The sequence below is a fragment of the Streptomyces sp. NBC_00016 genome (genome assembly GCF_045040885.1).
Lineage (GTDB): Bacteria > Actinomycetota > Actinomycetes > Streptomycetales > Streptomycetaceae > Streptomyces > Streptomyces coriariae.
In genome coordinates, this window is record NZ_CP108304.1 from 4,449,821 (window position 1) to 4,468,353 (window position 18,533).

Below are 18,533 nucleotides of genomic sequence, written 5' to 3' on the forward strand. Positions count from 1 at the left end.
TGATGCGCTCCTCAGTTGGCGCTCTGCGTCGGGAGGTTGACCGGGGGGTGGGCGCCGCCCGGCAGGGACAGCGCGGCGATCCGGTCGACGGCCCCGGCAACGGCCTCGGGCGGCAGGAGTCCGGGTCCGTGACTGCGCGCGAAGTCCGCGAAGGTCTCCGCCGTGGTGTACCGCGGCGTGAACCCCAGCGTCTCGCGCATCTGGTCCGTGGACACGACCCGGCCGTGGGTCAGCAGCCGGATCTGCTCGGGCGAGAAGTCCGTCATGCCCAGCGTACGCACCAGCGACCCTGCCCAGGTGACGGCGGGCAGCAGCAGGGGCACGGTGGGCCGCCCGAGCCGCCGCGAACACTGCGACAGCAACAGCGCCCCGTCCCCGGCGATGTTGAACGTGCCGCTGTTGAGGGTGCCGCGCCGCGGTTCGTGCGAGGCGATCCGCAGCACCTCGATCACGTCGTCCTCGTGCACGAACTGGAGCCGGGGGTCGTAGCCGAGCACGGTGGGCAGCACCGGCAGCGAGAAGTACGCGGCGAGCGGCGTCTCGGCGGTCGGCCCCAGGATGTTGGCGAACCGCAGCACACAGACGGCGACGTCGGGCCGCCGCCGGGCGAACCCGCGCACGTACCCCTCGACCTCGACGGCGTCCTTGGCGAAGCCGCCGCTGGGCAGCGACTTGGGCGGGGTCGTCTCGGTGAACACGGCGGGATCACGCGGCGCGGACCCGTAGACGTTGGTGGAGGACTTGACCACCAGCCGCTTCACATTCGGCGACTTCTGACAGGCGCCGAGCAGCTGCATGGTCCCGATGACGTTGGTCTCCTTGACCGTGGTCCGGCTGCCCCTGCCCAGCGCGGTCGCCGTCACGTCCAGATGGACGACGGTGTCGGCACCGGTCTCGGCGAGCACTCGCGCGATGGTGGGCTGCCGGATGTCGGCCTCGATGAAGTCGGCGCCCCCGAGATGGTGCTCGGGCCGCACCGCGTCCACGGCGACCACCCGGTCGACCTGTGGATCACGCTGGATCCGCCGTACGAACCGGCCCCCCAGCTGACGGGCCACTCCGGTAACGAGCACGACCTTTCCCAAGATCAGCGCCTTCCTTCCGTCCTGGAACCGCCGGCCGCCCTGCCGAGTTCCCGTCTGCGGCCAACCTAGCGGGTCGATGTTGCACTGTGATGACCGCCCGATGCACGAAGTGACGAGATCTCTTCGGTCATACGACCAGATCAGCCATGGTGCACGTCCAGACATACGCACGGCGTTCAGCCGACCGTACGAGCACCCGGATATGCGTGTGGCCCCCCACCGATAACACGGTGGGGGGCCACACCACGCCTACGCGGCTCGCGTCGCGCGAAGTAAGTGCTTGCGCCTACTCCTGCTCGCGCTTACTTCTTGTTGCGACGCTGAACGCGCGTGCGCTTGAGCAGCTTGCGGTGCTTCTTCTTGGCCATCCGCTTGCGCCGCTTCTTGATAACAGAGCCCACGACTACCCTCGCTCACTTCTCATCACTCGGTGCTGGGCGCCATGGGCCCATACGACCTACGGGGGCCTAGCCTACCCGCCTGAGCGCTGAGGTCGTAATCGAGGGGCGGGAGGGGCCCGAGACGGCCCTGAGGCCGGGCCCCACCCCGGGCCTGCCCTGCCGGACAGGCCCTGGCCGTCAGGCGGTTTCCACCCCCACGTAGCTCTCGCGGAGGTACTCGTGCACCGCTTGCTCGGGGACACGGAAGGACCGCCCCACCCGGATCGCGGGCAGATGACCGCTGTGCACCAGTCGGTACACGGTCATCTTCGACACTCGCATCACCGAGGCGACTTCCGCCACGGTAAGGAACTGAACCTCGTTCAGAGGCCTCTCGCCAGCTGCACCCATGACACACCTGAACCTTCCGCACTCGACTCGACGGCCACCGGCTTCCCCTTCCGGTGACTCTTCGTCGCTGCGTGCTCACTCCCCAATGTAGGGGCGGGTGATGCGAGTGGGGAAGAGGTGCACCCATCAGCGGCCTACTGTGACAGACACGCTCGATTGAGTACGTAGCGGGTCAGCGGCCTGTAGTAAGCGGACCGCACGGCGTCATCAAGTGGAACGACGACGGAGACGACCCCCTCGGCCTCCCCCACGAACAACGCGGGGTCGTCGGTGTCCGCCAGCCCGATGGCCTCGAACCCCAGCTGACCTGCCCCGCAGACCCATCCGTGGTCCCCGATGACCAGCTCGGGCAGCGGCCCCCCGCCCTCGGCCGCCGCCGCCAGCGCGACCCGAACCGGGAGCGGCGAATGGCTGTGCGCACCGGTCGCACAACCGGCGCGTTCGACACCCGCCTCCCGGACGACCGCGACTCCCCGTACGTAGTCGAGGTTGTGCGTACGTAGACCGAACCGGGTCGTTATGTCGACACAGTGACCCTGCGCCGGGGTGAGAACATCACATCCCGCCGCCGACAAAGCGTCCGCAACGGCGGCGTAGAACCCCAGCAGCCGATGCGGATGCCCGGTGCCCAGCAGCACGGGGGCACCACGCTGGGCGACGGAGGCGAGCCGCTTCGCGAAAGCGTCCAGCGCGGCCAGCGTGCGCTCAGGATCGATCACATCATGCCCGGAAACGCAGCCGGGATCGGCCGAAACTCCACACTTGTCGGCCATCAGCGCGATCAGATCCCGCTGCCCCCAACTCCACTCGGGATCAAGCCCGATCAGCACCCGGGGATCGCGAGCGGCGAAGAGCCGATAGCTCCGCAGGCTCTCCTCCCGGGAGGTGGCCACCGGCCCGGCCAACCGCACGGCAAGCAGATGCGCCCGAAGCGCCCCGGCACTCAACACACAAGCGATGCTGCCGGACGAACCAACGCCCGGGGCGAAAACAGCCGCAGCACCCCACAGTCGGCGTAACAGCTGCACTGACGAGCCCGTCCCGCGATTGAGGACGCGGCCGTTCAGGCCGATACCGGGTCCAGGGGCAGAACCCCTGGCGGGGCCGAAGGGGCAGAGCCCCGGGCAAGGATGGGAACGGGTAGGGGCGGCGGGGGCGAACCCCACAACACCCAGCCCCCACACCCCCTACGGCAACAACCCCCGCAACGGAAACACCGCCCGCCGCGTGGCCAACACCGCCTGGTCCAGCCGATCGGCCGGGTCGTACCCCGACTCCCACCCGGCCCACTCCACCGGCCACCGCCCGTCGGTCATCCGCACCGGCCCCAACTGCCGAGTACGAGCGAAGACCTCCTGCCGCCACCCCTCCGGAATCACCGTCTCCGGCGCCACCGGCACCCCCGCCGCCACCCCCACCAGATGCGTCCACGACCGCGGCACCACATCCACCACCGCGTACCCGCCCCCACCGAGCGCGACCCACTTACCCGCGGCGTACTCGTGCGCCAACTCGTGACACGCCACCTGCACAGCCCGCTGCGCGTCGAGAGACACCGCCAGATGAGCCAACGGGTCCTCGAAGTGCGTATCGGCCCCGTGCTGGGTCACCAGCACATCCGGCCGGAAGTCGGCGATCAGCTCCGGCACCACCGAGTGGAACGCCCGCAGCCACCCCGCGTCCCCGGTCCCGGCCGGCAGCGCGACGTTCACCGCCGACCCCTGCGCCCGCTCCCCACCGGTCTCCTCCGGCCACCCGGTCTGTGGGAACAAGGTACGAGGATGCTCGTGCAGGGAGATCGTCAGCACCCGCGGGTCGTCCCAGAACGCCGCCTGCACCCCGTCCCCGTGATGCACGTCCACGTCCACATACGCGACCCGCTCGGCCCCCAGCTCCAGCAACCGGGCGATCGCCAGCGAAGCGTCGTTGTAGATACAGAACCCCGACGCCCCGCCCGGCATCGCATGATGCAACCCACCCGCGAAGTTCACCGCGTGCAGCGCCTCCCCCCGCCAGACGGCCTCCGCGGCCCCGACGGACAGCCCGGCGATGAGAGCGGACACCTCGTGCATCCCCGCGAAGGCCGGATCGTCCATCGTCCCCAGCCCGTACGACTGGTCCGCCGACCCCGGCTCCACCGACGCCGCCTTGACGGCCTGGACGTAGTCCTCCCGGTGCACGAGCCGCAACGTGGACTCCCCGGCGGGCTTCGCCGCGACGACGTCGACCTCCCGGTCGAGCCCCAGGGCACCGACCAGCCTCCGGGTCAGATCCAGCCGAACCGGATCCATCGGATGCTCGGGCCCGAAGTCATAGCCCGTTACTGCCTCGTCCCACATCAGCTGTGCGCGGCCGCTCATGCCCGCCACCGTATCGGTCCGGTTGAGCGGCGAACGACCGGGCGTACACCAACGTCACCAGCACCAACACCATCGGCACCACCATCGCTCCCCGATAGGTCCAGGCGTCCCCCAGCGCCCCCACCAACGGCGAACCGATCAGGAACCCGACGTAATTGAAGATGTTGAGACGCGCGATCGCCGCGTCCGAAGCCCCCGGGAACAACCGCCCCGCCGCCGCGAACGTCTGCGGCACCAGCACGCACAACCCCAGCCCCACGAGCGTGAACCCGAGCATCCCGACCCACGCCCCGGGCGCGACGGCCACCACCGCGAACCCCGCAGCCGCCACCAGAGCCCCCAGCCGCACCACCGCCGCGGCCCCGAACCGCCGCACCCCGAAGTCCCCGATGGCCCGACCGAGCAGCGTGGTCACCATGTAGACGTTGTACGGAACGGTGGCCAGCTGCTCGCTGCTGCCCAGCACGTCCTGGAGGTACTTCGCGCTCCAGTTGGAGACCGTCGAGTCCCCGATATAGGCGAAGGTCATCACCAGACACAGCGGCAGCAACACCTTGAAGACGAGACCCGTACCGCCGTCTCCCGACCCGGCGCCCGCCGCCTTGCCGTCCTCCTCGTTGCCGTCCTCCGCGCCCCTGTCCACATACCAACGGCTCCCCACCAGGACGGCCGGCAACAGCACGGCCACCACCGGCAGATACGACACCCACAGCGCGAGATGCCAGTGCGCCCCCACCCACGCCAGCGAGGCCCCCACGATCCCGCCCAGGCTGTACACGGCGTGGAAGCTGAGCATGATGCTGCGCCCGTACGTCCGCTGAAGACTCACTCCGAGCATGTTCATCGAGGCGTCCAGCGCCCCCACGGCGAGGCCGAAGACGGCCAGGGCGACACCCAGCTCGGCCATCCCCCGCCCCGCTCCGACCCCGAGCAGCGCCAGCAGCACCACCGGCTGGGACCACCGCAGCACCCGGCTGGGCGGTATCCGCTTCACCAACTGCTCGGTCGACACGCTTCCGACCCCGGCCAGGATGGGTACGGCGGCCAGGAAGACGGGCAGCAGCGCGTCCGAGACCTCGTACCTGTTCTGGATGGCCGGGATCCGGGTCACGAGCAGAGCGAAGGCCGCGCCCTGCGCGAAAAAGCTGAACGCCAAAGAGGCCCTACCGCGCCGCAGCACTTCTGTCATGGCGGCGAGCGTAGGGCCCCTGCGTACTCGTGGGTAGATCCAGCCAAAGATGAATTCTCCTCAGCTTTGCCGGACTTCACCGCGCGAGGACCACCTCGGGCACCTCGACCTCGGCCTCCACGGCCTCCACGGCCCCCGTCTCGAAGGCGACCATAGCCGCCATCGGCCCGGCACCGAGCGCCCCGCCGACCACGAAACCGATCCCCATCGCCACCACCATGACCACGGAACCGAGCCACACCATGGTGTCCACCGGCACCGTGTACGCCCCCACGACCCGCACGACGCACTCGACGAGCAGCACCACACCCCAGACGATCGAGAAGGCCCGCTCCCGCTTGCGGAAGTCCGCCGACGCGACCGACGCGCCACTCTCCAGCCGCGCCCAGGCCGCCTCCCTGACCGCGTCGCCCTTCACCAGGAACGGCTTGACCGCGGCCGTCATCATCGGCCTCCCCAGCGCCACGGAGATCAGGATCCCGATCCCGATCGTGCTGCTCACCCCGCTGTCCTTGGCCAGCATCAGCCGCGGATCACCGGAGACCAGGCTCAGCACCAGCCCAACGATGTTGACGACGAGGATGAGCCCGGCGAGCCCGTTGACCGTCCGCCGGCTGACCGCGCTCCACAGGGTCCGCCCGGCCGGAACCAGGCTGCTCCAGGCGAGAGCGGCGAAGGTGCTCATCCCGAACGCGCCCTTGAAGAGGTAGTACGACCCGAGCGGCACCGCCACGTCCACGAGGAGCGGGGCGAAGGCGTTCTGCTTCTTGTGCTGGTTCGTCGTCATGCCCATAGCTTCGCCGCCGGGAGGGGTCCCCCAGTAGAAACGATCGTCCTGAGCTACGCATGACAAATGTCAGCCCGACACCGGAACGTCCGTCAGATCAGCAGGTCAGGCAACTGCCCCAGATCGGAAAAGAGTTGAGTGGCGCCCGCGAGCTTGGCGGCCGGCGTCATCGCGGTGAACCCGTACACGTCCATCCCGGCCGCCACCGCCGCCCGCACCCCCAGCGGACTGTCCTCGACGACGACACACCGCTCCGGCGCCACCCCCATCCGCCGGGCCGCGTGCAGGAAGAGATCCGGCGCCGGCTTCCCCTTCCCTACATCCTGCGAGCTGAAGATCCGCGCGTCCTCGAACCACCGGTCCAGCCCGGTCTTCCGATGCCCCACCCGAATCCGCTCATGACTCCCGGACGACGCCACGCAGTACGGCACCCCGTCCGCGGCCAGCTTCGCGAGGACGTCCTCGGCGCCCGCCACCGGCTCCAGCTCCCGCTCGAAGGCCGCGAACACCCGGCGGTGAAACGTGTCGTCGAACTCCGCCGGCAACAGCTGCCCGGTGCGCTCCTGGACCAGGTCGTGGATGCGATGCATCGCGGACCCCATGTAGTCACGGAGGGAGTCCTCGTACGAGGTGGGATGCCCGATCTCGGTCAGATAGGCGGCGAGCAGCCGATTGGAGATCGGCTCACTGTCCACCAGGACACCATCGTTGTCGAAAATCACCAGGTCGTAGCGCATGACCAAACCCTAAACGAGCCCAAACGCAGAAAACCCCCGCACCGTGAGGTGCGGGGGTTTCCCGTAATATTTGTTCGGCGGTGTCCTACTCTCCCACAGGGTCCCCCCTGCAGTACCATCGGCGCTGTAAGGCTTAGCTTCCGGGTTCGGAATGTAACCGGGCGTTTCCCTCACGCTATGACCACCGAAACACTATGAAACTGTCCAGCCGCACCATGCCGTGACCATGGCATGGGGCCGTTCGTGGTTTCAGAACCAACACAGTGGACGCGAGCAACTGAGGACAAGCCCTCGGCCTATTAGTACCAGTCAGCTTCACCCATTACTGGGCTTCCACATCCGGCCTATCAACCCAGTCGTCTACTGGGAGCCTTAACCCCTCAAGGGGTGGGAATACTCATCTCGAAGCAGGCTTCCCGCTTAGATGCTTTCAGCGGTTATCCCTCCCGAACGTAGCCAACCAGCCATGCCCTTGGCAGAACAACTGGCACACCAGAGGTTCGTCCGTCCCGGTCCTCTCGTACTAGGGACAGCCCTTCTCAATATTCCTGCGCGCGCAGCGGATAGGGACCGAACTGTCTCACGACGTTCTAAACCCAGCTCGCGTACCGCTTTAATGGGCGAACAGCCCAACCCTTGGGACCGACTCCAGCCCCAGGATGCGACGAGCCGACATCGAGGTGCCAAACCATCCCGTCGATATGGACTCTTGGGGAAGATCAGCCTGTTATCCCCGGGGTACCTTTTATCCGTTGAGCGACGGCGCTTCCACAAGCCACCGCCGGATCACTAGTCCCGACTTTCGTCCCTGCTCGACCCGTCGGTCTCACAGTCAAGCTCCCTTGTGCACTTACACTCAACACCTGATTGCCAACCAGGCTGAGGGAACCTTTGGGCGCCTCCGTTACTCTTTAGGAGGCAACCGCCCCAGTTAAACTACCCATCAGACACTGTCCCTGATCCGGATCACGGACCCAGGTTAGACATCCAGCACGACCAGAGTGGTATTTCAACGGCGACTCACCGTGAACTGGCGTCCACGTTTCAAAGTCTCCCACCTATCCTACACAAGCCGAACCGAACACCAATATCAAACTGTAGTAAAGGTCCCGGGGTCTTTCCGTCCTGCTGCGCGAAACGAGCATCTTTACTCGTAGTGCAATTTCACCGGGCCTATGGTTGAGACAGTCGAGAAGTCGTTACGCCATTCGTGCAGGTCGGAACTTACCCGACAAGGAATTTCGCTACCTTAGGATGGTTATAGTTACCACCGCCGTTTACTGGCGCTTAAGTTCTCAGCTTCGCCACCCCGAAGAGTGACTAACCGGTCCCCTTAACGTTCCAGCACCGGGCAGGCGTCAGTCCGTATACATCGCCTTACGGCTTCGCACGGACCTGTGTTTTTAGTAAACAGTCGCTTCTCGCTGGTCTCTGCGGCCACCCCCAGCTCGAGCAGCAAGTGCTCTCACCAGACGTGGCCCCCCTTCTCCCGAAGTTACGGGGGCATTTTGCCGAGTTCCTTAACCATAGTTCACCCGAACGCCTCGGTATTCTCTACCTGACCACCTGAGTCGGTTTAGGGTACGGGCCGCCATGAAACTCGCTAGAGGCTTTTCTCGACAGCATAGGATCATCCACTTCGCCACAATCGGCTCGGCATCAGGTCTCAGACTCATGGTGTGCGGATTTGCCTACACACCGTCCTACACCCTTACCCCGGGACAACCACCGCCCGGGATGGACTACCTTCCTGCGTCACCCCATCACTCACCTACTGCAAGTCTGGTTCGTCGGCTCCACCACTTTCCTTTCCCCGAAGGGTCCGGAACGGCTTCACGGACTTAGCATCGCCTGGTTCGATGTTTGACGCTTCACAGCGGGTACCGGAATATCAACCGGTTATCCATCGACTACGCCTGTCGGCCTCGCCTTAGGTCCCGACTTACCCTGGGCAGATCAGCTTGACCCAGGAACCCTTAGTCAATCGGCGCACACGTTTCTCACGTGTGTATCGCTACTCATGCCTGCATTCTCACTCGTGAACCGTCCACAACTCGCTTCCGCGGCTGCTTCACCCGGCACACGACGCTCCCCTACCCATCCATACAGGCGTTGGCCCTATTGTATGAATGACACGACTTCGGCGGTACGCTTGAGCCCCGCTACATTGTCGGCGCGGAATCACTAGACCAGTGAGCTATTACGCACTCTTTCAAGGGTGGCTGCTTCTAAGCCAACCTCCTGGTTGTCTGTGCGACTCCACATCCTTTCCCACTTAGCGTACGCTTAGGGGCCTTAGTCGATGCTCTGGGCTGTTTCCCTCTCGACCATGGAGCTTATCCCCCACAGTCTCACTGCCGCGCTCTCACTTACCGGCATTCGGAGTTTGGCTAAGGTCAGTAACCCGGTAGGGCCCATCGCCTATCCAGTGCTCTACCTCCGGCAAGAAACACACGACGCTGCACCTAAATGCATTTCGGGGAGAACCAGCTATCACGGAGTTTGATTGGCCTTTCACCCCTAACCACAGGTCATCCCCCAGGTTTTCAACCCTGGTGGGTTCGGTCCTCCACGAAGTCTTACCTCCGCTTCAACCTGCCCATGGCTAGATCACTCCGCTTCGGGTCTTGAGCGTGCTACTGAAACGCCCTATTCGGACTCGCTTTCGCTACGGCTTCCCCACTCGGGTTAACCTCGCAACACACCGCAAACTCGCAGGCTCATTCTTCAAAAGGCACGCAGTCACGACGCATTGAGTAAACTCAATGCGCGACGCTCCCACGGCTTGTAGGCACACGGTTTCAGGTACTATTTCACTCCGCTCCCGCGGTACTTTTCACCATTCCCTCACGGTACTATCCGCTATCGGTCACCAGGGAATATTTAGGCTTAGCGGGTGGTCCCGCCAGATTCACACGGGATTTCTCGGGCCCCGTGCTACTTGGGTGTCTCTCAAACGAGCCGTTGACGTTTCGACTACGGGGGTCTTACCCTCTACGCCGGACCTTTCGCATGTCCTTCGCCTACATCAACGGTTTCTGACTCGTCTCACAGCCGGCAGACTGTGAAAGAGAGATCCCACAACCCCGTACACGCAACCCCTGCCGGGTCTCACACGTATACGGTTTGGCCTCATCCGGTTTCGCTCGCCACTACTCCCGGAATCACGGTTGTTTTCTCTTCCTGCGGGTACTGAGATGTTTCACTTCCCCGCGTTCCCTCCACACTGCCTATGTGTTCAGCAGCGGGTGACAGCCCATGACGACTGCCGGGTTTCCCCATTCGGAAACCCCCGGATCAAAGCCTGGTTGACGACTCCCCGGGGACTATCGTGGCCTCCCACGTCCTTCATCGGTTCCTGGTGCCAAGGCATCCACCGTGCGCCCTTAAAAACTTGGCCACAGATGCTCGCGTCCACTGTGCAGTTCTCAAACAACGACCAGCCACCCATCACCCCGAACCCTTAACGGATCCGAGTGCACTGGGGCCGGCACTGAAGGCAGCCATACGGCCATACCCTCAGATACCCAACAGCGTGCCCGGCACCCTCGCCACTCGTGATCAGCTTTCCACGCTCCGAAGAACAGTACTTGCAGCCCGAGATGACTGAGAATGCCGAATAATCAACGTTCCACCCATGAGCAACCAGCATCGGACGTACGCCGATGTACTGGCCTCTGACCGAGCAAGCCCGGTAAGAAGTGCTCCTTAGAAAGGAGGTGATCCAGCCGCACCTTCCGGTACGGCTACCTTGTTACGACTTCGTCCCAATCGCCAGTCCCACCTTCGACAGCTCCCTCCCACAAGGGGTTGGGCCACCGGCTTCGGGTGTTACCGACTTTCGTGACGTGACGGGCGGTGTGTACAAGGCCCGGGAACGTATTCACCGCAGCAATGCTGATCTGCGATTACTAGCAACTCCGACTTCATGGGGTCGAGTTGCAGACCCCAATCCGAACTGAGACCGGCTTTTTGAGATTCGCTCCACCTCACGGTTTCGCAGCTCTTTGTACCGGCCATTGTAGCACGTGTGCAGCCCAAGACATAAGGGGCATGATGACTTGACGTCGTCCCCACCTTCCTCCGAGTTGACCCCGGCAGTCTCCTGTGAGTCCCCATCACCCCGAAGGGCATGCTGGCAACACAGAACAAGGGTTGCGCTCGTTGCGGGACTTAACCCAACATCTCACGACACGAGCTGACGACAGCCATGCACCACCTGTACACCGACCACAAGGGGGCGCCTGTCTCCAGACGTTTCCGGTGTATGTCAAGCCTTGGTAAGGTTCTTCGCGTTGCGTCGAATTAAGCCACATGCTCCGCTGCTTGTGCGGGCCCCCGTCAATTCCTTTGAGTTTTAGCCTTGCGGCCGTACTCCCCAGGCGGGGAACTTAATGCGTTAGCTGCGGCACCGACGACGTGGAATGTCGCCAACACCTAGTTCCCACCGTTTACGGCGTGGACTACCAGGGTATCTAATCCTGTTCGCTCCCCACGCTTTCGCTCCTCAGCGTCAGTAATGGCCCAGAGATCCGCCTTCGCCACCGGTGTTCCTCCTGATATCTGCGCATTTCACCGCTACACCAGGAATTCCGATCTCCCCTACCACACTCTAGTCTGCCCGTATCGAATGCAGACCCGGGGTTAAGCCCCGGGCTTTCACATCCGACGTGACAGACCGCCTACGAGCTCTTTACGCCCAATAATTCCGGACAACGCTTGCGCCCTACGTATTACCGCGGCTGCTGGCACGTAGTTAGCCGGCGCTTCTTCTGCAGGTACCGTCACTTTCGCTTCTTCCCTGCTGAAAGAGGTTTACAACCCGAAGGCCGTCATCCCTCACGCGGCGTCGCTGCATCAGGCTTTCGCCCATTGTGCAATATTCCCCACTGCTGCCTCCCGTAGGAGTCTGGGCCGTGTCTCAGTCCCAGTGTGGCCGGTCGCCCTCTCAGGCCGGCTACCCGTCGTCGCCTTGGTGAGCCATTACCTCACCAACAAGCTGATAGGCCGCGGGCTCATCCTTCACCGCCGGAGCTTTTAACCCCCACCCATGCGAGTGGAAGTATTATCCGGTATTAGACCCCGTTTCCAGGGCTTGTCCCAGAGTGAAGGGCAGATTGCCCACGTGTTACTCACCCGTTCGCCACTAATCCCCACCGAAGTGGTTCATCGTTCGACTTGCATGTGTTAAGCACGCCGCCAGCGTTCGTCCTGAGCCAGGATCAAACTCTCCGTGAATGTTTTCCCGTAATCGGGACGACACCACGAGAGCGGAACAGCCAGGCGGAATAAGCCCGGCCGTTCACAGCGTCCTCGCTGTGTTTTGTTTCAAAGGAACCTCATCCTCGGCTATCACTGCCGGGGACGGGGTATCAACATATCTGGCGTTGATTTTTGGCACGCTGTTGAGTTCTCAAGGAACGGACGCTTCCTTTGTACTCACCCGAGAGACTCTCTCAGGCTTTCCTCCGGGCGCTTCCCTTCGGTCTTGCGTTTCCGACTCTATCAGATCTTTTCTCGACCCGATTTCCTCGGCGCTTTCCAGGTTCTCGCTTTCGCGTTTCCCTTTCCGGCGGTTCCGACTCTATCAGATCCTTTCGGGCCTGATTCCCAGTCAGAGGGGGCTTGTCTTCCCGGCTGTTGGGCCGTTCCGACGAGTGAGACTTTAGCGGATTCCCGGCCCCCGAAGCCAATCGGGGTCCTGCGTCCTTTCGAACGCGGATTCCTCATTTCGCGAATACACATGACAACGACACGACGGCAGACGAATCGACTGCGCGTCGAGAAGTGGTTGGTACTTGCGGAATGGCTGTCCGGGGACCGACCGGGGTCGGCGCTCACGTCGAACAACTCGGAGAACACTACGTATCGGGTCGGGGTGTGTCAACTCATGCCCCTCGGGCACCCCTGAGGCGTACTCTGACGGGCATGACTACGCGTACGTGCACCCAGCTGTGGTGGGCCGCCTGACGGCGGCCGTGCTCACGTATGCACTCAACGGCCGCCGCTTCGGCGGCCGTTCTCGTTTCTCCCTCCAGGATTCCAGAGGGTCGGCCGGCCGGAGTGGCGGTCTCGACCAGGAGGTGGAGAGATGAAGCGGGTCTTCAGCGGGGTCAAGCCGACCGGGCATCTGACGCTGGGGAACTACCTGGGCGCTCTGCGGCAGTGGGCCGAGGTCGACCAGCACCGGGCGGACTCGCTGTTCTGCGTCGTCGATCTGCACGCGCTGACCGTGGAGCACGATCCGGCGCGGGTGCGTCGGCTCAGTCGGCAGGCGGCGACGCTGTTGCTGGCGGCGGGACTGGATCCACAGCTGTGCACCGTGTTCGTACAGAGTCATGTGGACGAACACGCGCGGTTGTCGTATCTGCTCGAGTGCGTGGCCACGGACGGCGAGATGCGGCGGATGATCCAGTACAAGGAGAAGTCCGGGCGGGAGCGGGAGCGCGGGGGCAGTGTGCGGCTGTCGTTGCTGACCTATCCCGTGCTGATGGCGGCGGACATCCTCGCCTACGGGGCCGACGAGGTGCCGGTCGGCGACGACCAGGCCCAGCATGTCGAGCTGACGCGCGATCTGGCCGTGCGGTTCAACCAGCGGTACGGGCACACGTTCGTCGTACCGAAGGCCACGCATCCGGCGGTGGCGGCGCGGGTGATGAACCTCCAGGAGCCGACGTCGAAAATGGGCAAGAGCGACGACTTCGGGCCGGGGATCGTCTATCTGCTGGACGAGCCCGATGTGGTGCGCAAGAAGGTCATGCGGGCCGTCACCGACAGTGGGCGTGAGGTCGTGTACGACCGGGAGGAGCGGCCGGGGCTCGCCAATCTGCTGGAGATCCTCGCCGCGTGTACGGGCGGGGAGCCGGAGGCACTGGCCGGTGCCTACGGGTCGTACGGCGCATTGAAGAAGGACACGGCCGACGCGGTGGTCGAGGTTCTGCGGCCGGTGCAGGCCAGACACAGGGAGCTGTGCGCGGATCCCGTCCAGGTGGAGGCGGTGCTGCGGGACGGGGCGGCGAAGGCCCGGGCGATGGCGCGGCCGGTCGTGGACAGCGCCTATCGCGCGATCGGGTTGCTTCCGCCCGCGCCGGAGCCGGTCGCCGATCGGGTGCTGAACGCGGTCCGGTAGGCGCGTGGGCTGGTGGCGAGGCGCGATGCGAAGTGCTGGCGCATCGTGACCTCGCTGCCGAAGCCGGCCCTCCTGGCCACCTCGGGCATGGGGAGGTCGGTGCGTTCGAGGAGTTTCTGGGCCGCGGCGATGCGCTGGTCGAGGAGCCAGCGCAGGGGGGTGGCGCCGGTCTCGGCCGTGAAGTGGCGGGCGAAGCTGCGGGGGGACATGCCGGCCCGCGCCGCCAGGGCGGCGACGGTGAGTGGTTCGTGCAGGTGGCGCAGGGCGTGGTCGCGTACGGCGGCGAGGGTGTCGGCGTCCCGGTCGGCGCGGGGGGTGGGGTGTTCGATGAACTGGGCCTGGGTGCCGGTGCGGAAGGGGGCGGTGACCATCGAGCGGGCGATGGTGGCGGCCGCTTCGGCGCCGTGGGAGCGGCGGACCAGGTGGAGGCAGAGGTCGATGCCGGCTGCCGTGCCGGCGGCGGTCCAGATGTTGTCGTCCTCGATGAAGAGGGCGTCGGGGACGACGTTCACTCGGGGGTGGTGTGTGCGGAGGAGGTCGATCAGGCCCCAGTGGGTGATCGCTCGGCGGCCGTCGAGCAGGCCGGCCTGGGCGAGGGTGAAGGCGCCGCCGCACAGGGCCGCGAGGGTGGTGCCGCGGGCGTGGGCGCGGCGGAGGGCGTCCAGGACGGGGTCGGGTGCGGGGGTGACGTGGTCGTCCAGGCCGGGGACCAGGATCAGGTCGGCTCGGGAGAGCCAGGTGAGGGTGCGGTCGGGGGCGAGGGCCAGGCCGCCGCGCATCGGGACGGAAGCGCTGTCGGTGGCGACTCGGCGCAGGTCGAAGGCGGGGGCGCCGCGGTCGGTGCGGTCGGTGCCCCAGACCTCGGTGATGACGGAGACGTCGAAGGCGCGGATGCCGGGGAAGGCGACGAGGGCGACCCGGTACGCAGGCTTCATGAGTGGCAGTAAACCATCGATCGCTGTCTTCCGACCTGCTGGGGTGCGGGGGGCTCCGGCGGCAGGATCGACGGCATGGATATCGCGGAGAACGCAGCGCTGGTGGTCGTCGATGTACAGAAGGGCTTCGAGGAGCTGGACTTCTGGGGGGCGCGGAACAATCCCGGGGCCGATGACAACATCGCCGCGCTCATCGACGTATGGCAGGGGACGGGGCGGCCGGTCGTGTTCGTGCGGCACGACTCGGTGAAGCCGGGGTCGCCGTTGCGGCTGGGGTATGAGGGGAACGGCTTCAAGGAGTACGTGGAGGAGCGGCGCGGGAAGGGCTCCGGGGCCGAGCTGTTCCTGACCAAGACGGTGAACTCGGCGTTCCTCGGAACGCCGGATCTGGGCGCCTGGCTGACCGCGGCGGGGATCTCGCAGATCGTGGTGGCCGGGATCCAGACGAACATGTGCGCGGAGACGACGGCGCGGATGGGCGGGAACCTCGGGTACGACGTGCTGTTCGCGTACGACGCGACGTACACGTTCGACCTGGAGGGTCCGTTCGGCTGGCGGCGGAGCGCGGAGGAGATCGCGCAGGCGTCGGCGGTGTCCCTGCACGGGGGCGGGTTCGCGCGGGTGGTGACGACCGAGGAGCTCGTGGGGGCGGCCGGTGCCTGACCGCCCCGGCGGCGTCAGTCCTTCTTGCCCGAGGCCAGTTCGCGGCTGCGGTCGCGGGCGGCCTCGAGGGCGGCGATCAGGGCGGCCCGTACGCCGTGGTTCTCGAGTTCGCGGATGGCGTTGATGGTGGTGCCGGCCGGGGACGTGACGTTCTCGCGGAGCTTGACCGGGTGTTCGCCGCTGTCACGGAGCATCGTCGCGGCGCCGATCGCGGACTGGACGATGAGGTCGTGCGCCTTGTCGCGGGGCAGGCCGAGCAGGATCCCGGCGTCCGTCATGGCTTCGACCAGGTAGAAGAAGTACGCCGGGCCGGAGCCGGAGAGGGCGGTGCAGGCGTCCTGCTGGGACTCGGGGACGCGGAGGGTCTTGCCTACGGCGCCGAAGATCTCCTCGGTGTGGGCGAGGTGGGCGGCGGTGGCGTGGGTGCCGGCGGAGATGACGGACATCGCCTCGTCGACGAGGGCGGGGGTGTTCGTCATGACGCGGACGACCGGGGTGCCGGCGGCGAGGCGCTCCTCGATGGAGGCGGTGGTGATGCCGGCGGCTCCGCTGATGATCAGGCGGTCGGCGGGGACGTGCGGGGCGAGCTCGTCGAGGAGGGTGCCCATGTCCTGCGGTTTCACCGTGAGGATCAGGGTGTCCGCGGACTTGGCGGCCTCGGCGTTGGTGACCGGGGTGACTCCGTAGCGGGTGCGGAGTTCTTCGGCCCGTTCCGGGCGGCGGGCGGTGACGAGGAGGTCGGCGGGGGGCCAGCCGCCTCGGATCATGCCGCTGAGGAGGGCTTCGCCGATCTTGCCGGTGCCGAGGACTGCGACTTTCTGGGTCATGGTGCGGGGTCCTCCGGGGGTTGCGTCGTCCGGGGTTCATCGTCGCACCGGGGGTGCTTGTCCGGCTTGCCTGTCCGGTGGGCGGACGTCGTTTTCCCGCCCCCGCCGCCCCTTCCCGTCCCGTCCCTGGGGGCTGTGTCCCCAGACCCCCCTTTCCCTCCTTTCGGCCTGGACGGCCTCGTCCTCAAGGGCCGGACGGGCTGGACGGGCTGGACGGGCTGGACGGTCACGCTGTGCGGCGTCGGAGAGTGGCCGCTCCCAGGCACAGGACCAGAAAGGCGCAGCCGCCGACGATGAGGACGTCCCGTACGAAGGTGGCCGTCATGTCGGTGTGGGTGAGGACCTCGTTCATGCCGTCGACCGCGTAGGACATGGGGAGGACGTCGGAGACGGCTTCCAGGGCGGGGTGCATGGTGTCGCGGGGGGCGAAGAGGCCGCAGAGGAGGAGTTGGGGGAAGATCACCGCCGGCATGAACTGGACCGCCTGGAACTCCGAGGCCGCGAAGGCCGAGACGAAGAGGCCCAGGGCGGTGCCGAGGAGGGCGTCGAGGAGGGCGACCAGGAGGAGGAGCCAGGGGCTGCCCGTGACGTCCAGGTCGAGGAACCAGACCGCCAGGCCGGTGGCCAGGGCCGACTGGATGATCGCGAGGGTGCCGAAGGCGAGGGCGTAACCGGCGATCAGGTCGCCTTTGCCGAGGGGCATGGCGAGGAGGCGTTCGAGGGTGCCCGAGGTGCGTTCGCGCAGGGTGGCGATCGAGGTGACCAGGAACATCGTGATCAGCGGGAAGATGCCCAGGAGGGACGCGCCGATGTTGTCGAAGGTGCGCGGGCTGCCGTCGAAGACGTAGCGGAGCAGGAACAGCATCACGCAGGGGATGAGGACCAGCAGCGCGATCGTGCGGGGGTCGTGGCGCAGTTGGCGCAGGACCCTGGTCGCGGTGGCGGTGGTGCGGGAGAGGCTCAGGGCGCTGGTGGTGGGTGCGGGAGCGGGGGTGGTGGGCGTGGTCGTGGTCGTGGTCGTGCTTGTGGTCCTGGTCGTGGTCATCGGGATGTCTCCTTCGTGCGGGTCTTCGTGCGGGTCTCCTTCGTGGGGGTCTCCTTTGCGGAGGTCTTCTTCGTGGGGGTCTCCTTCGTGCGGGCTGCCTCTGTCGCCGCGTCCACCAGGCGCAGGAAGGCCGACTCGACCGTGTCGGCGCCGGTGCGCGTGCGCAGGGCCTCGGGAGTGGCGTCGGCGAGGATCTCGCCCTCGCGCATGAGGAGCAGGCGGTGGCAGCGCTCGGCCTCGTCCATCACGTGGGAGGAGATCAGCAGGGTCGCGCCCCGGGTGGCGGCGATGTCGTGGAAGAGGTTCCACAGGTCGCGGCGCAGGACCGGGTCCAGGCCGACGGTCGGTTCGTCGAGGACCAGGAGTTCCGGGGTGCCCAGGAGTGCCACGGCCAGTGAGACGCGGTTGCGTTGGCCGCCGGAGAGGTTGCCGGCGAGGGCGTCGGCGTGGGTGGTGAGGTCGACGTCGGCGATGGCCCGGGTGACGTTCTCGTGGCGGCGGTCCGCTGCCGCTCGACCGGGGTCGAGGATCGCGGCGAAGTAGTCGAGGTTCTGGCGGATCGTCAGGTCGTCGTAGACGGAGGGGGCCTGGGTGACGTAGCCGATGCGGGTGCGGAGGGCGGGGTGACCCGCGGGTCGGCCGAGGACGTCGAGGGTGCCGGTGACCTTGTCCTGGGTGCCGACGATCGAGCGCATGAGGGTCGACTTGCCGCAGCCGGAGGGGCCCAGTAGGCCGGTGATCTGGCCGCGGGGGACGGTGAAGTCGAGGGTGCGCAGGACCGTGCGGGGGCCTCGGACGACGGTCAGGTTCTCGGCCTGTACGGCGGGTGCGGCGGGTGCGGCGGGTGGAGCCTGGGTCGTGTTCTCGCCGGGTGGGCGGGAGTCCGGCTTAAAATTCATCATGCGATGAATAATGCTCCGGGGCGCGCTGGGGCGTCAAGTGGCGCGGGCGCGTGGGGGTGGTGGAGGCGTGCGGGGGCGGCGCG

At 66.1% G+C, this 18,533-nt stretch carries 14 protein-coding genes and 3 rRNA genes; 2 read left to right on the forward strand and 15 right to left on the reverse strand.

What is annotated here, in order from left to right; genetic code table 11:
- Window positions 1-11: 11 nt before the first annotated feature.
- The 11 genes from OG933_RS19685 to OG933_RS19735 all read right to left on the reverse strand — a co-directional run bounded on the left by OG933_RS19685 (window position 12) and on the right by OG933_RS19735 (window position 12,187).
- A complete protein-coding gene (locus OG933_RS19685) occupies window positions 12-1,085 on the reverse strand; it encodes an NAD-dependent epimerase/dehydratase family protein (RefSeq protein WP_054238613.1) in 1,074 nt (357 codons plus the stop codon).
- Window positions 1,086-1,387: 302 nt separating this feature from the next.
- The gene (locus OG933_RS19690; protein ID WP_003948845.1) at window positions 1,388-1,486 is read right to left on the reverse strand and encodes a 30S ribosomal protein bS22; all 99 of its coding nucleotides are present in this window, start codon (window positions 1,484-1,486) and stop codon (window positions 1,388-1,390) included.
- A gap of 177 nt (window positions 1,487-1,663) precedes the next feature.
- Window positions 1,664-1,876, reverse strand: a complete 213-nt coding sequence (locus tag OG933_RS19695) for a helix-turn-helix domain-containing protein (RefSeq protein ID WP_015658719.1) — start codon at window positions 1,874-1,876, stop codon at window positions 1,664-1,666.
- A gap of 134 nt (window positions 1,877-2,010) precedes the next feature.
- Complete coding sequence (locus tag OG933_RS19700; protein ID WP_362536007.1) at window positions 2,011-2,826, reverse strand: phosphatase; 816 nt, start codon at window positions 2,824-2,826, stop codon at window positions 2,011-2,013.
- 237 nt (window positions 2,827-3,063) lie between these two features.
- A complete protein-coding gene (locus OG933_RS19705) occupies window positions 3,064-4,236 on the reverse strand; it encodes an acetoin utilization protein AcuC (protein WP_362535965.1) in 1,173 nt (390 codons plus the stop codon).
- Window positions 4,187-5,425, reverse strand: a complete 1,239-nt coding sequence (locus OG933_RS19710) for an MFS transporter (RefSeq protein ID WP_362535963.1) — start codon at window positions 5,423-5,425, stop codon at window positions 4,187-4,189. The genes OG933_RS19705 and OG933_RS19710 overlap by 50 nt, the downstream gene beginning before the upstream one ends.
- A gap of 76 nt (window positions 5,426-5,501) precedes the next feature.
- Complete coding sequence (locus tag OG933_RS19715) at window positions 5,502-6,212, reverse strand: VC0807 family protein (protein ID WP_405628086.1); 711 nt, start codon at window positions 6,210-6,212, stop codon at window positions 5,502-5,504.
- A gap of 92 nt (window positions 6,213-6,304) precedes the next feature.
- Window positions 6,305-6,949 carry an HAD family hydrolase gene (locus tag OG933_RS19720; protein WP_362535959.1) on the reverse strand — a complete coding sequence of 215 codons (645 nt, stop codon included), beginning with the start codon at window positions 6,947-6,949 and terminating at the stop codon, window positions 6,305-6,307.
- A 72-nt stretch (window positions 6,950-7,021) separates the two neighbouring features.
- Window positions 7,022-7,138: ribosomal RNA gene (gene rrf / locus OG933_RS19725) — 5S ribosomal RNA — on the reverse strand.
- 90 nt (window positions 7,139-7,228) lie between these two features.
- Window positions 7,229-10,349, reverse strand: a 23S ribosomal RNA gene (locus OG933_RS19730).
- Window positions 10,350-10,661: 312 nt separating this feature from the next.
- Window positions 10,662-12,187 (reverse strand): 16S ribosomal RNA (locus OG933_RS19735).
- The 16S, 23S and 5S rRNA genes sit together here, the layout of an rRNA operon.
- An 853-nt stretch (window positions 12,188-13,040) precedes the next feature.
- On the opposite strand from OG933_RS19735, the gene trpS reads away from it, so the two are divergent.
- Window positions 13,041-14,078, forward strand: a complete 1,038-nt coding sequence (gene trpS, locus OG933_RS19740; protein ID WP_362522506.1) for a tryptophan--tRNA ligase — start codon at window positions 13,041-13,043, stop codon at window positions 14,076-14,078.
- Here the strand turns inward: trpS and OG933_RS19745 are convergent.
- Window positions 14,006-15,013, reverse strand: coding sequence for a GlxA family transcriptional regulator (locus OG933_RS19745; protein ID WP_405628088.1), 1,008 nt, complete (start codon window positions 15,011-15,013; stop codon window positions 14,006-14,008). The genes trpS and OG933_RS19745 overlap by 73 nt on opposite strands.
- Window positions 15,014-15,088: 75 nt before the next feature.
- Here OG933_RS19745 and OG933_RS19750 point away from each other — a divergent pair, with 75 nt between their 5' ends.
- Window positions 15,089-15,676, forward strand: a complete 588-nt coding sequence (locus tag OG933_RS19750) for a cysteine hydrolase family protein (protein WP_267019027.1) — start codon at window positions 15,089-15,091, stop codon at window positions 15,674-15,676.
- A 14-nt stretch (window positions 15,677-15,690) separates the two neighbouring features.
- Here OG933_RS19750 and proC read toward each other — a convergent pair whose 3' ends face one another.
- The 3 genes from proC to OG933_RS19765 form a co-directional block, all read right to left on the reverse strand.
- Window positions 15,691-16,503, reverse strand: coding sequence for a pyrroline-5-carboxylate reductase (proC, locus tag OG933_RS19755; RefSeq protein WP_362522504.1), 813 nt, complete (start codon window positions 16,501-16,503; stop codon window positions 15,691-15,693).
- A 226-nt stretch (window positions 16,504-16,729) separates the two neighbouring features.
- Window positions 16,730-17,548, reverse strand: coding sequence for an ABC transporter permease (locus OG933_RS19760; RefSeq protein WP_405628092.1), 819 nt, complete (start codon window positions 17,546-17,548; stop codon window positions 16,730-16,732).
- Window positions 17,545-18,450, reverse strand: coding sequence for an ABC transporter ATP-binding protein (locus OG933_RS19765; protein WP_405628094.1), 906 nt, complete (start codon window positions 18,448-18,450; stop codon window positions 17,545-17,547). Before OG933_RS19765 ends, OG933_RS19760 begins: the two co-directional genes overlap by 4 nt.
- Window positions 18,451-18,533 lie beyond the last annotated feature (83 nt).

What these genes read in the sequence shown, in the direction of transcription:
- OG933_RS19695 (WP_015658719.1), bottom strand. Translation starts at nt 1,876, where the DNA reads ATGGGTGCAGCTGGCGAGAGGCCTCTGAACGAGGTTCAGTTCCTTACC.
- OG933_RS19705 (WP_362535965.1), bottom strand. Translation starts at nt 4,236, where the DNA reads ATGAGCGGCCGCGCACAGCTGATGTGGGACGAGGCAGTAACGGGCTAT.
- OG933_RS19710 (WP_362535963.1), bottom strand. Translation starts at nt 5,425, where the DNA reads ATGACAGAAGTGCTGCGGCGCGGTAGGGCCTCTTTGGCGTTCAGCTTT.
- OG933_RS19715 (WP_405628086.1), bottom strand. Translation starts at nt 6,212, where the DNA reads ATGACGACGAACCAGCACAAGAAGCAGAACGCCTTCGCCCCGCTCCTC.
- OG933_RS19720 (WP_362535959.1), bottom strand. Translation starts at nt 6,949, where the DNA reads ATGCGCTACGACCTGGTGATTTTCGACAACGATGGTGTCCTGGTGGAC.
- trpS (WP_362522506.1), top strand. Translation starts at nt 13,041, where the DNA reads ATGAAGCGGGTCTTCAGCGGGGTCAAGCCGACCGGGCATCTGACGCTG.
- OG933_RS19745 (WP_405628088.1), bottom strand. Translation starts at nt 15,013, where the DNA reads ATGAAGCCTGCGTACCGGGTCGCCCTCGTCGCCTTCCCCGGCATCCGC.
- OG933_RS19750 (WP_267019027.1), top strand. Translation starts at nt 15,089, where the DNA reads ATGGATATCGCGGAGAACGCAGCGCTGGTGGTCGTCGATGTACAGAAG.
- proC (WP_362522504.1), bottom strand. Translation starts at nt 16,503, where the DNA reads ATGACCCAGAAAGTCGCAGTCCTCGGCACCGGCAAGATCGGCGAAGCC.
- OG933_RS19760 (WP_405628092.1), bottom strand. Translation starts at nt 17,548, where the DNA reads ATGACCACGACCAGGACCACAAGCACGACCACGACCACGACCACGCCC.
- OG933_RS19765 (WP_405628094.1), bottom strand. Translation starts at nt 18,450, where the DNA reads ATGATGAATTTTAAGCCGGACTCCCGCCCACCCGGCGAGAACACGACC.